The sequence below is a fragment of the Pelomonas sp. KK5 genome (genome assembly GCF_001984095.1).
In the GTDB taxonomy this organism is placed as follows: Bacteria; Pseudomonadota; Gammaproteobacteria; order Burkholderiales; family Burkholderiaceae_C; genus KK5.
In genome coordinates this window covers 1-12,303 of the sequence record NZ_LYVQ01000200.1, presented here as the reverse complement: position 1 = coordinate 12,303, position 12,303 = coordinate 1, and the positions used below count along the sequence as shown (strand labels likewise).

The following is a 12,303-nucleotide window of genomic DNA, read 5'->3' as shown; positions in this document are numbered from 1 at the left end:
CATGCACGAAGGCGAACACCCCGCCCCCGGCCCGTGCCACCAGGCTCGGGTGGACCAGGTTGCGCAGCTGCTGGCCGACGTGGCGCAGCACGTAGTCGCCGACATCGCGCCCGAGGCCGTCGTTGACCGCCTCGAAATGGTCGATCGACACCAGGCCCAGCAGGTACTCGCGCCCGGCGTCGAGCTCCTCGGCCATGTGGCGCACCAGGGTGACCACATTGGGCAGGCCGGTGAGCTGGTCCACATAGGCCAGGTTCTCGATCTTCTGCACCATCACGCTGTTGTCCAGGCCCACGGCGATGTTGATGCAGAACAGCTCCAGCAGCTTGCGGTCGAGGCGGCCGATCGGCGCCATCGTCCGGATCACGACGACCACCTCGCCGATGCGGGTGGCCGGCACGTACAGGCAGCTGATGCGCGGCTTAAACAGGTTGCGCCGGGTCGCCAGCACCTCGGCCACTTCCACGGCCAGGCCCTCGTAGGTCTCATCGTCGAGCTGGCCGCCGCTGTGGCCGGCGAAGCTGCCGGCCGCCGCGTAGACATGCAGCTGCGGCCGCCCCGGCTGGCGGGCCGGCGTGGCGACGCAGACGATGCCGTCCGGCGGCGTGTGCAGCAGCGCGGCGGTCTGGGTCAGGATGCCGCCGGCGAAGCGCTCGATCTCGCAGTTGCTCAGCAGCCGCGCCGAGGCCTCGATCACCCGCTCCAGGCCGCGCCGGTTCTCCTGGATCGTGCGGATCTGCTGGTAGGAGCGCAGTGCCGCGGTGACCGAGGTCACCAGCTGCTCGCCGGTGATGAAGGACTTCTCCTTGTAGTCGTTGATGTCGTAGTCCTGGATCACGCGGATCTCGGGCGCATAGCCGGGCTGGCCGGTGCGAAGGATCAGCCGGATCTCGCTGTTGTGCAGCGTCTGGCGGATGTAGCCGACCAGCTCCAGGCCGGCATGCTCGTGCTCCATCACCACGTCCACCAGCGCGCAGGCGATACCCGGGTTGCAGGCCAGCACCTCGCGGGCTTCGGCCGCCGAATAGGCATTCAGATAGAGCAGCGGCCGGCCGGCGAAACGAAAGCCGCGCAGCGCGAATTCGGTGGCCTCATGGATCGAACGGTCGTCATCGACGATCAGCAGCAGCCAGGGCTCGCCGAGCTCCTCGGGGCTCGCGGCGGCATCGTCGTGGAGCACGACGAAATCGTCGTCGTCGCCGTGATCGCCGTCCTGGCGCCTGTCCGCGCCTGCGTCCGTCTGAGACATCGCCCTCCCGACCCGGTGCTGTGCTGCGCCGGCGCAAAGATTCTGACATGCAGCAGGGACAATCACGCCATGCAAGAAAGAACCGCCGACGAACTCCGCCAGGCCGCCCTCGCGGTGCTCCGCGAGAGCGACCCTGCCGCCAAGGCCGCCCTGGCGCGCGCACTGCAGGCACGCGCACCGGCGCCGGATCCGAGCCTGCAACTGGCCCGACCCGAAGGCCTGCCCGGCCGCCCGGACCGCCCGCGCCTGGTGCCCACGCTGCAGGTGCCCAAGCGCTCGCCCTTCACCACCGAAGGCCGAGCCGCGCTGCTGCATGCGATCGCCCATATCGAGTTCAACGCGATCAACCTCGCGCTGGATGCCATCTGGCGCTTCCCCGGCATGCCGGCCGACTACTACGCCGACTGGCTGCAGGTGGCCGGCGAGGAGGCGCTGCATTTCACGCTGCTGCACGAGCACCTGCAGTCGCTGGGTTTCCGCTACGGCGACTTCGACGCCCACGACGGCCTGTGGACCATGGCCGAGCGCACCGCCGGCGACGTGCTGGCCCGCATGGCCCTGGTGCCGCGCACGCTGGAGGCGCGCGGCCTGGACGCGACGCCGCCGCTGCAGGCCAAGCTGGCCCGCGCCGGCGATGCGCGCGCGGTCGAGATCCTCGACGTGATCCTGCGCGACGAGATCGGCCATGTGCGCATCGGCAACCGCTGGTATCGCCATCTGTGCCGGGAGCGGGGCGTCGACCCGATCACGCTGTATCCGGAGCTGGTCCAACGCTACGAAGCACCGCGGCTGCGCCCGCCCTTCAACCGCGAGGCGCGCGAGCTCGCCGGCTTCAGCGAAGAGGAACTCGCCTACCTGGGACAATCAGGGTCATGATGCCCCCACGTTCACTTCGTTCACTGCCCCCCGAGGGGGCGCGCAGCGCCTTCGGGCGGCCGGGCGGCGCCGCATGAACCGCGTCCGTGCCAACCTCCTCCTCGTCGTCATCGCCCTGATCTGGGGTTCCGCCTTCGTGGCGCAAAGCCGCGGCATGGCCGACGTCGGCCCGATGCTGTTCACCGGCGTGCGCTTCCTGATCGGCGCGCTGGTCGTGGCCCCGCTGGCCTGGTTCGAGCTGCGCGGCCTGAAGGCGCAGCAGCGCGCGCTGGGCCGCGGCGACGGCCTCAAGATCGCCGGCCTGGGCCTGCTGCTGCTGCTCGGCGCCGCCATGCAGCAGATCGGCATCCTCTACACCACCGTCACCAATGCCGGCTTCCTCACCGCGCTGTACGTGCCGCTGGTGCCCTGCCTCGGCTGGTTGCTGACGCGCCACCTGCCCCACTGGTCCGTGTGGCCCGGCGCGCTGGCCTGCCTGATCGGTGCCTTCCTGCTCTCGGGCGCGCACGAGCTGAAGATCGGCGTCGGCGACCTCTGGGTGATCGCCTCCGCCGTGCCCTGGGCCTTCCATGTGCTGATGGTGGGCCGGGTGGCGGACCGCATGGGCGCGCCCTTCGCGGTGGCCTGCGGGCAGTTCATCGTCTGCGGCCTGCTGGCGCTGGCCTGGGCGCTGGCGGCCGAGCCGGTCAGCTGGGCGGGCCTCAGCGCCGCCGCGGGCCCGATCCTCTATACCGGCGTGATGTCGGTGGGCATCGCCTTCACCGGCCAGGTGATCGCGCAGCGCCATGCGCATGCGGCGGACGCGGCCATCATCCTCTCGGCCGAGACCCTGTTCGCCGCGATCTTCGGCTATGTGCTGATGGGCGACCGGCTCAACAGCGCGGGCCTGTTCGGCTGCGCGCTGATCCTGGCCAGCATGATGCTGATCCAGCTGCTGCCGCTGCTGCCGGGCCGTAGACTGGCCCGGTGAATACGGGAGACCCGACATGAGCGATGCCAGCCTCGACGCCTACTGGATGCCCTTCACCGCCAACCGGCAGTTCAAGCAGGCGCCGCGCCTGCTGACCCGGGCCGACGGGATGTACTACCGGGACGACAAGGGCCGTCAGGTGCTCGACGGTGCGGCGGGCCTGTGGTGCGTCAATGCCGGCCACAACCGGCCTCGCATCGTGCAGGCGATCCAGCAGCAGGCCGCCGAGCTGGACTACGCGCCGCCCTTCCAGATGGGCCACCCGAAGGCCTTCGAGCTGGCCGAGCGGCTGGTGCAGCTGCTGCCTGCCGGCCTGTCCAAGGTGTTCTACACGAACTCCGGCTCGGAGTCGGTGGAGACGGCGCTGAAGATGGCGATCGCCTACCACCGCGTGCGCGGCGAAGGCCAGCGCACCCGGCTGATCGGCCGCGAGCGCGGCTACCACGGCGTCAACTTCGGCGGCATCTCGGTCGGCGGCATCAGCGGCAACCGCAAGATGTTCGGCACGATGCTGGGCGGCGTCGACCACATCCGCCACACGCACGACCTGGCCCGCAATGCCTTCTCGGTCGGGCAACCCGCGCACGGCGCCGAGTTTGCCGATGACCTCGAGCGCGTGATCGCGCTGCACGACGCCTCGACGATCGCGGCCGTCATCGTCGAGCCGGTGGCCGGCTCCACCGGCGTGCTGATCCCGCCGGTCGGCTACCTGCAGCGCCTGCGCGAGATCTGCGACCGCCACGGCATCCTGCTGATCTTCGACGAGGTCATCACCGGCTTCGGCCGCACCGGCAAGCCCTTCGGCGCCCAGACCTTCGGCGTCACGCCGGACCTGATGACGCTGGCCAAGGGCCTGAGCAACGGCTGCGTGCCGATGGGTGCGGTGGCCGCCAGCGCCAAGGTGCACGACACCTTCATGACCGGCCCCGAGCACCTGATCGAGTTCCTGCACGGCTACACCTACTCGGCCCATCCGCTGGCCTGCGCCGCCGCGCTGGCCACGCTGGACACCTATGCCGAGGACAGGCTGCTGACCCGTGCCGCTGAGCTGGAGAGTTATTTCGCCGAGCGGCTGCACTCGCTGAAGGGCGAGCCGCATGTCATCGACGTGCGCAATATCGGCCTGGTCGGCGGCATCGAGCTGGCACCGATCGCCGGCGAGCCGGCCAAGCGCGGCTTCGGCGTGTTCCTGGACTGCTGGGAACAGGGCGTGCTGATCCGCACCACCGGCGACACGATCGCGCTGTCGCCGCCGCTGATCATCGAGCGTGAGCAGATCGACCGGCTGGTCGACACGATCCGCGCGGCGCTACGCCGCGCGGCCTGATCGTCGCGATCAGGCGACCTTGAAGACCCGGACCAACGAGGTCAGCCGCTCGGCCTGGTGATTCAGGCTCTGCGCGGCCGCGGTGCTCTGCTCGACCAGCGCCGCGTTCTGCTGCGTCACCTCGTCGAGCTGGCCCACCGCCTCGCTGACCTGCTGCAGCCCGCCGCTCTGCTCGCGGGTGGCATGCGAGATCTCGCTGATCAGGCCGGAGACGCGCTTCACCTCGGCCACCAGGGCGCCCATGGTCTGGCCGGCCTGCTGGACCTGGCGGGTGCCGCTGTCCACCTTCTCCACGTTCTCGGCGATCAGCTGCTTGATCTCGCGCGCGGCCTGGGCGCTGCGCTGGGCCAGCGAGCGCACCTCGGACGCGACCACCGCGAAGCCGCGGCCCTGTTCGCCGGCGCGCGCTGCCTCGACGGCGGCGTTCAGGGCCAGGATGTTCGTCTGGAAGGCGATGCCGTCGATCACCGAGGTGATGTCGGCGATCTTGCTGCTCTGCGCGCTGATCGCCTCCATCGTGTGGACCACGCCGTTGACCGCCTGGCCGCCCTGGGCGGCGACGTTGCTGGCCGCGCTGGCCAGCTCGGTCGCCTGCTGCGCAGCCTCGGCGTTATGTTGGACGGTCGTGCTGAGCTGCGCCATCGAGGAGGCGGTCTGCTGCAGGCTGCTGGCCTGGTTCTCGGTACGGTTGGAGAGGTCGTGGTTGCCGGCGGCGATCTCGCTGGAGGCCATCTGGATCGAGCCCGCCGCCTCGTTGACGTCGGCCACCAGCGAGCGCAGCGAGTCGCGGGTGCGCAGCAGCGCAGACATCAGGCTGCGCGCATCGTCGCGCTGCACCGGCACGTCCACCACCAGGTCGCCGGCCGCCACCTTCTCGAGCACCTCGCGGGCCAGCGAGGGGTCGCCGCCCAGTTCGCGGCGCATCACCGCGCGCAGGTTCAGCAGGAAGCCGACGCTGATCGCCAGGTTCAGCAGCACCAGGCCGATCACCCAGCTGCGGGCCTGGCTCATCGTGGCGGCGGCGCCGTCGCGGGCCTCGGCCTTGTCGGCGGCGCTGGCCTTCTTGATCTCCAGCAGGTCGGCGCGCAGGTCGCGCCAGGTCGGGGTTTCCTTCTTGTTGACCAGCGTGATTGCGGCCGCCGCGTCGTTGGCGGCCACCAGCTTCAGCACCTCGGCCTGGGCTTCGGCCAGCTTGGCGCGCTTGTCGTCCATCGCCTTCAGCTTGGCGAGCTGCTCGCCCTGCGCCGCCTCGCGCGCCTCGCCATTCGCCTTGTCGTAGGCCTTGGCGGCGTTCTCCAGGTTGTCGTAGGCCTTCTTGTTGGCGGGATCCAGCACGATGTTGCGCAGCGCCTGGCCCATCTGCAGGCCCTGGGCGTACATCTCGTTGGTGGCGGTGGCCAGCGCGTCTTCCTGGTTGAAGTAGCTGCCGAGCTGGCGGTCCATGCCCAGCGTGGCCATGCACACGACCGCGCCCAGCACCAGCGTCAGCACCGCCGGCACCGCCTGCGCCATCATCACCTTCTGCGTGAATCTCATTTGCAACCCCTCTCCCTGGCGAAAATCGAATATCGGAAATGCTACGTGCTAACGCGTATTCCGAGCGCATATCGCCCGGCATGGGCCGGGCGGTTTGCGTGAAATTTCCGCTTTGGGCGAGGGCTTGTGCTTCAGTGCCCGGCGAGGTCGCGCCGCGCCAGCATGCTGCCCAGCAAGGCGTCGACGATGCCGCCGCCACCGGCGCCTGCCGCCCCGCCGGCCACCATCACCTCCGGCACCAGCTTGGTCCCGGCGCGGCCGAAGGCCTCGGCGATCTGGATGCCGGCATAGTTGCCGGCTCCGACCGCATTGGTCTTCAGCTGGATCACCGCCGCCTCGGCCTCGCCGACCTGGCGGATCACCGTGGCATCGGCCTCGCCGTTGACGCGGGTCACCCGCGCATCGGCCTCCGCATTGATGGTCTTGGAGCGGGCCTGGCCCTCGGCGGCATGGACCGCGGCTTCGGCATCGAAGCGCGCGATCGCCACCTTGCGCTCGGCCGCCACCACCTGCGGCTGCGTGTCCGCCAGCGCCTTGGCCTGCTCGAGCTTCTGGCGCTCCGTCTGGGCCTGCTGCTGGGTGACGAAGGTGGCTTTCTGGGTCTCGGCCACCTTGCGCTCGGTCAGCGGCTTCATCAACTCCTCCGGCGGATTGATGTCACCGATCAGGGTCTCCACCGCGCCGACGTTGTACTGCGCCAGCGCCGCGGCGATCGCGGCCTTGGCCTCGGCCTGGCGCTCGGAGCGGCTGCTGAGGAAGTCGATCACGTCGGACTTCTGCGCCGCGTTGCGGAAGTAGTTGCCGATGGTCGGCTCCAGCACCTGGGTGACCAGCGCGTCCATGCTGCCGAAGCGGGCGATCACGCGGGGCGCATCGTTGCGCGGGATGTGGATGATCTGCGAGACGTCCAGGTTGTAGGAGAAGCCGTCGGACGAGCGGACCTTGATCGTGCTGAGCTTGGCATCGAGGTTGTGGGCCTCCGTGCGGCCGGTGGCCCAGTTGAGCACCACGTTGGCGGTGGGCACGATGCGCACCTTGTGGGTGTGCGGGTTGATCGGGTACATGCCCGGGTCCAGCGGCTCCACCCACACGCCCTTCTCGCCGCGCGCCACCAGGTTGCCATGGCGGAAGTCGGCGCCGGTCACATCGCGTCCCTCGCGGCCCACATAGGCCACGACGACGCCGACGTTGGCGATCGGCACGTTCGTCTGCTCCACCATCTCCACGGTGGCGAACTTCGGGTTGATGAAGTAGCGGCCCGACAGCAGCACCTGCTCCTGCAGGCCCTTGTTGCCACCGGCGTCGACGAAGCGCTGCGGATCCTGGAACAGGTTGTGGCCCGGCACCTCGGGGCCGGCGATCTCGCCGGTGGCCAGCGGCCGGCCCTCGCGGGTGGTGACGATGCCGATGCGGCCCTCGGGCACGTCGGTGACCTCGGCCAGCTCGACCTTGAACAGCATCGGGTTGATGCGGTAGGTGCCTTGCGGGACGATGGTCATCTGCGGGCCGCGCTCGCCGCCGCCCTCGATGAAGGCGCGTGCATCCTGGAACGAGTCACAGGCCACCTGGCGGCCGATCACGCGGCCCTCGGCCAGCGGCCGGCCGTCGCGCGCCTCCACCACGCCGATCATGCCCGCGCCGACCACCGTCATCGGCGCCGGCGTGACCTTGAAGACCAGCGGGTTGATGCGCCAGGTGCCGGGCGACAGCAGCGCCATCTGCGCGCCACGCTCGCCGCCGCCGGCGAGGAAGGCCAAAGCGTCCTGGAAGTTGTCGCAATCGACCTGGCGGCCGACGATGCGGCCGTCCGGCAAGGCCTGGCCATCGCAGCTCTCGACCAGGCCGATCTCGCCGGCTGGGATCATCAGCTGCCTCACGATCGCGATCTTGTACTGCCAGGGCCACAGGCCCCAGTGCAGGCCCGGGGCCAGCGTGGCGGCCTGGATGCCGGCCTCGCCGTGCAGCGCGACGATCTTGCCCGGCGGCAGCTCGCGGTGCTCGCCGAAGAGCACGAACTTCTTGACCACGGTGCCGATCGAATCGTCGGGCACGACGTAGATGCCCAGCAGCCACTTGCCGCACTTGAGCAGCAGCAGGAGCGCCAGGAGGCCGATGAACCAGCCGTAGTAGGCCGAGACGAAGGCGGAGAAAGTGTCCATGTTGACGCGGAGGCTCGGTCCGCTTGCCTGTTGAGGTGAAGGCAGCGTAGTGAGCAGCGCGTCAGGAAAGCATCAGGATGCGGGAGCCGGCGGTGGCGCCTGCGAGACGATGGTGTGCATCACCCGTTGCGGGAACGGGATGTCGATGCCCATCTCGTTGAGCGTCTTCAGGATCGCGAAGTTGACGTCCGAGCGCACGCCGCCGGTGCCGTTGTGCGGGTCGGCGATCCAGAAGTAGATGGTCAGCTCCAGGCCGTCGGCAGCGAAGTTCGTCAGCTGCACGGCCGGCCCCGGATCGGCCAGCACCCGCTTGACCTCGCTCACCACGCCCACCAGCTTGGGCACCAGCACGTCCAGGTCGGTGCCGTAGGCCACCTGCACCACCGTGTTGACCGACACCTTGGGATCGGCCAGCGAGCTGTTCTCCACCCGCTGCGTGATCAGCAGTTCGTTGGGCACGATGGCCTCGCGGCCGCCCAGCGAGCGGATCACCGTGTAGCGGGTCTTGATGTCGGAGATGCGGCCCTCGAAGTTGTCCACCTTGACCATGTCGCCGATGCGCAGCGAGCGCTCGGCCAGGATCACGAAGCCGGACACATAGTTGGACGCCAGCTTCTGCAGGCCGAAGCCGATGCCCACACCCAGGGCGCCGCCGAGCACGCCCAGCGCGGTGAGGTCCACGCCCGCGGCCGAGAGCGAGAACATCAGGCCCACGAACAGCAGCAGCGTGCGCGTGACGTTGACCGCGATCTTGCGCAGCGAGAGGTCCATCGTGCCGCTGCGCAGCACCCGCGCCTCGACGGCGCTGGAGACCCACAGGGCCAGCACCAGCACGATGGCGGCGGTCATCAGGCCCTGCAGGATGTCCAGCACGGTGACGTGCGAGGTGCCGACCTTGAAGCGTATCTCGTCCAGCCCGTCCAGCAGCACCGGCAGGATGCCGGTCACCCAGAGGATGGAGCCCAGCCAGGCGACCCAGGAGACGCTGCGCTCGATCAGCTTGATGATGCGCGACTCCGGTGCCGCGGCGCGCAGCACGCGCACCGTCAGCCGGATCACGACCAGCGCGATCAGCACCGGGATGACGAGGCGGAACACCGCCGGCGCCACGCCCAGCCGCGGCAGCACCGGCCGTGCGGCCAGGGCCAGCACCAGGGCCAGCACCGGGAACAGCACGCCGTCGAACACCTTCTGGCCGAACAGCACCGGCATCGCATGGTTGCCATGCGCTTCCTGCAGGCGCTTGAGCTGCCACACCACCAGCCAGGACAGCAGCAGCACCACCAGCAGCAGCGCCAGCTCGGTCAGCGCGGCGGGTTTCAACAGGGCGGCGCCGAGCGCCTGGAGTTCTTCTTCGTTGAGGGGCTTGTTCATCGGTCCGACTGGCGTACTGCGGTCAAGGGTCAGACCTTAACAGCTTCTTAGATGCCAGCCAGGACCCTGAGATGCGCGCCGACGCTGCGGGCCAGCGCGGCCAGGTTGTAGCCGCCTTCCAGCGACGAAACGATGCGGCCCTTGGCATGGCGCTCGGCCACGTCCTTGATGCGCCAGGTGATCCATTCGTAGTCGGCCTCGACCAGGCCCAGTTGGCCCAGGTCGTCGTCGCGGTGGGCGTCGAAGCCGGCGGAGATGAAGATCATCTGCGGCTTGAACTTCTCCAGCGCCGGCATCCACGTCGACTCGATCACCTCGCGGATCTCGGCGCCGCGGGTGTAGGGCGGGATCGGCACGTTGACCATGTTGTCGCCCAGCGGCCGGGTGCCCGAATACGGATACAACGGGTTCTGGAAGATGCTGACCATCAGCACCCGCTCGTCGTTGGCGATGATGTCCTCGGTGCCGTTGCCGTGGTGGACGTCGAAGTCGATGATGGCCACGCGCTCCAGCCCGCGCACGTCCAGCGCATGGCGTGCCGCCACGGCCACGTTGTTGTAGAAGCAGAAGCCCATCGCCTGGCCGCGCGTCGCATGGTGGCCCGGCGGACGCACGGCGCAGAAGGCGTTCTCGGCCTGGCCGTCGATGACCAGGTCGGTGGCGCGCACCGCGGCGCCGGCGGCGCGCATCACGGCGGCGCGGGTGCCGGGGCCGGCGAAGGTGTCGGGGTCCAGCGCGCGGGTCTCGTTGTGCGTCTCGCACTCGCTCAGCAGCGAGTCGAGTTCCATCACGTACTTCGCGTCGTGCGCGCGCTCGACGTCGGCCAGCTCGACCAGCGGCGCCTCGTGCCGCTCAAGCGCGACCTCGATGCCGCTGGCGATCAGCCAGTCCTCGATCGCGCCCAGGCGCTGCGGGCACTCGGGATGCCCGCGGCCCATGTCGTGCTGCTGGCAGTCGGGGTGGCTGAAGTAGGCGGTGGGCATGTCGTCTCGCTCGGTAGGTCGCTTGCCGTTTTGCGCTATGGTCGCGGCATGGTCGAACTCCGCTCACATAACCCGGCATTGGTGCAGCAGCTGGTCGCCCTGCAACGGCAGATTAGCACGATCATCAAGGGCAAGCCGGCCCAGATCCGCGACTGCCTGGCCTGTCTGATCGCCGGCGGCCACCTGCTGATCGAGGACCTGCCCGGCGTCGGCAAGACCACGCTGGCGCATGCGCTGTCGATCTCGCTGGGACTGAAGTTCTCGCGCCTGCAGTTCACCGCCGATCTGATGCCCTCGGACCTGACCGGCGTGTCGGTCTACGAGCGCGAGAAGGCCAGCTTCGTCTTCCATCCCGGCCCGGTCTTCGCCCAGGTGCTGCTGGCCGACGAGATCAACCGCGCCGGCCCCAAGACCCAGAGCGCGCTGCTGGAGGCGATGGAGGAGAACCAGGTCAGCGTGGACGGCACGAGCCATGCGCTGCCCGAGCCCTTCTTCGTGATCGCCACGCAGAACCCGAGCGAGCAGCTGGGCACCTATCCGCTGCCGGAATCGCAGCTGGATCGCTTCCTGATGTGCATCTCGCTGGGCTATCCCGATGCGCTGGCCGAACGCGAGCTGCTGGCCGGCCAGGACAGCCGCGAGGCACTGCGCGCGCTGCAGCCGCTGATGAACCCGGCCGAGCTGCTGGCGGCGCAGCAGGCCGTGCGCGGCATCCACGCCTCGGGCCCGCTGCTGGACTACCTGCAGGCGCTGCTGGCGGCCACCCGCTCGGGCCAGTGGTTCGCCGAGGGCCTGAGCCCTCGCGCGGGCCTGGGCGTGCTGCGCGCCGCGCGGGCGGTAGCGTTGCTCAGCGGCCGCGACTTCGTTTCGCCCGACGACGTGCAGGCGATCCTGCCGCAGACCATCGCCCACCGCCTGCGCCCCCGCGCCGGCGCTGGCCGGGGTGCGCGAGAACAGGTGCGGGCAATGATCGAGGCGATTCCCTTGCCATGAACCCGCGGCAACGCTGGCAGGAATGGTGGCAGCGCCGCCACCCGCCGCGCGACACCCACGCGCTGGAACAGCGCAACATCTACATCGTCCCCACCCGCGCAGGCCTGGCCTTCTGCCTGACGCTGGGCGTGCTGCTGCTGGCCTCGATCAACGACCAGCTGAGCCTGGGCTACATGCTGACCTTCCTGCTCGCGGGGTCAGGTCTTGCATCCATGCACACGACGCACGGCAACCTGCGCGGCCTGAACCTGGACCTGAAGGCGCCCGCCCCGGTGTTCGCCGGCGGGGACGTGGAACTGGAGATCAGGCTGCACAACCCGGGCCGGTCGCGCCACGGCATCGGCCTGCGCGTGCAGGGCGCGCCCGAAGGCGAGATCGCCTGGACCGACGTGCCGGCACGCGGCCACGCCACGCTGGCCCTGCGCTACCCGGCGCCGGCGCGGGGCCTGCACGGCATCCCGACGCTGCAGATCATCACCCGCTTCCCGCTGGGCCTGTTCCGCGCCTGGAGCTACTGGCGGCCGGCGGCGCGAGCCTGGGTCTATCCGCAGCCGGAGGCGCCGGTGGTGCCTTTCCCGCTCCAGTCCGGCGCCGAGGGCGAGGCGGAGGCGGCCGCCACCGGCCGGCTGGAGCCGGGCCAGGAGTTCGAGGGCGTGCGCCTGTACCGCCGCGGTGACCCGCTGCGCCAGGTGCTGTGGAAGAAGGCGGCACTGAGCCTGGCCCAGGGCACGCCGCCCTGGGTGCGCGAGACCGCGGCGCCGCTGCCGCAGTCGCTGTGGCTGGAGGAGCCGCGCGCGCTGCCGGAGCGCGAGGCCCGGCTGTCGCGGCTGGCCGCC

10 protein-coding genes are annotated in these 12,303 nt (G+C 69.9%); 5 read left to right on the top strand and 5 right to left on the bottom strand.

What is annotated here, in order from left to right; all coding sequences use genetic code 11:
• A partial coding sequence (locus B0W88_RS24280) for a DUF3369 domain-containing protein (RefSeq protein ID WP_144006932.1) occupies positions 1-1,249 on the bottom strand: 1,249 nt, incomplete at its 3' end.
• A gap of 69 nt (positions 1,250-1,318) precedes the next feature.
• On the opposite strand from B0W88_RS24280, the gene B0W88_RS24275 reads away from it, so the two are divergent.
• From B0W88_RS24275 to B0W88_RS24265, 3 genes are all read left to right on the top strand, one after another.
• On the top strand, positions 1,319-2,125 hold the full coding sequence (locus B0W88_RS24275) for a ferritin-like domain-containing protein (protein WP_077037195.1): 807 nt from the start codon (positions 1,319-1,321) through the stop codon (positions 2,123-2,125).
• Positions 2,126-2,198: 73 nt separating this feature from the next.
• On the top strand, positions 2,199-3,095 hold the full coding sequence (locus tag B0W88_RS24270; RefSeq protein WP_077037194.1) for a DMT family transporter: 897 nt from the start codon (positions 2,199-2,201) through the stop codon (positions 3,093-3,095).
• A gap of 16 nt (positions 3,096-3,111) precedes the next feature.
• A complete protein-coding gene (locus tag B0W88_RS24265; protein WP_077037193.1) occupies positions 3,112-4,422 on the top strand; it encodes an aspartate aminotransferase family protein in 1,311 nt (436 codons plus the stop codon).
• A gap of 9 nt (positions 4,423-4,431) precedes the next feature.
• On the opposite strand, the gene B0W88_RS24260 is transcribed toward B0W88_RS24265, so the two are convergent.
• From B0W88_RS24260 to B0W88_RS24245, 4 genes are all read right to left on the bottom strand, one after another.
• Positions 4,432-5,958 (bottom strand): methyl-accepting chemotaxis protein, encoded by a 1,527-nt coding sequence (locus tag B0W88_RS24260; RefSeq protein WP_077037192.1) that lies wholly within the window; start codon positions 5,956-5,958, stop codon positions 4,432-4,434.
• 131 nt (positions 5,959-6,089) lie between these two features.
• Positions 6,090-8,117: an SPFH domain-containing protein gene (locus B0W88_RS24255; protein ID WP_077037191.1), complete on the bottom strand. Its 2,028-nt coding sequence runs from the start codon at positions 8,115-8,117 to the stop codon at positions 6,090-6,092.
• 72 nt (positions 8,118-8,189) lie between these two features.
• Positions 8,190-9,491 carry a mechanosensitive ion channel family protein gene (locus B0W88_RS24250; protein WP_077037190.1) on the bottom strand — a complete coding sequence of 434 codons (1,302 nt, stop codon included), beginning with the start codon at positions 9,489-9,491 and terminating at the stop codon, positions 8,190-8,192.
• Positions 9,492-9,538: 47 nt separating this feature from the next.
• The gene (locus tag B0W88_RS24245; RefSeq protein ID WP_077037189.1) at positions 9,539-10,474 is read right to left on the bottom strand and encodes a histone deacetylase family protein; all 936 of its coding nucleotides are present in this window, start codon (positions 10,472-10,474) and stop codon (positions 9,539-9,541) included.
• A 48-nt stretch (positions 10,475-10,522) separates the two neighbouring features.
• Here B0W88_RS24245 and B0W88_RS24240 point away from each other — a divergent pair, with 48 nt between their 5' ends.
• Together B0W88_RS24240 and B0W88_RS24235 are read left to right on the top strand one after the other, a co-directional pair.
• The gene (locus B0W88_RS24240) at positions 10,523-11,467 is read left to right on the top strand and encodes a MoxR family ATPase (protein ID WP_077037188.1); all 945 of its coding nucleotides are present in this window, start codon (positions 10,523-10,525) and stop codon (positions 11,465-11,467) included.
• On the top strand, positions 11,464-12,303 hold an 840-nt coding region (locus tag B0W88_RS24235; RefSeq protein ID WP_077037187.1), incomplete at its 3' end, for a DUF58 domain-containing protein. The genes B0W88_RS24240 and B0W88_RS24235, both read left to right, overlap by 4 nt.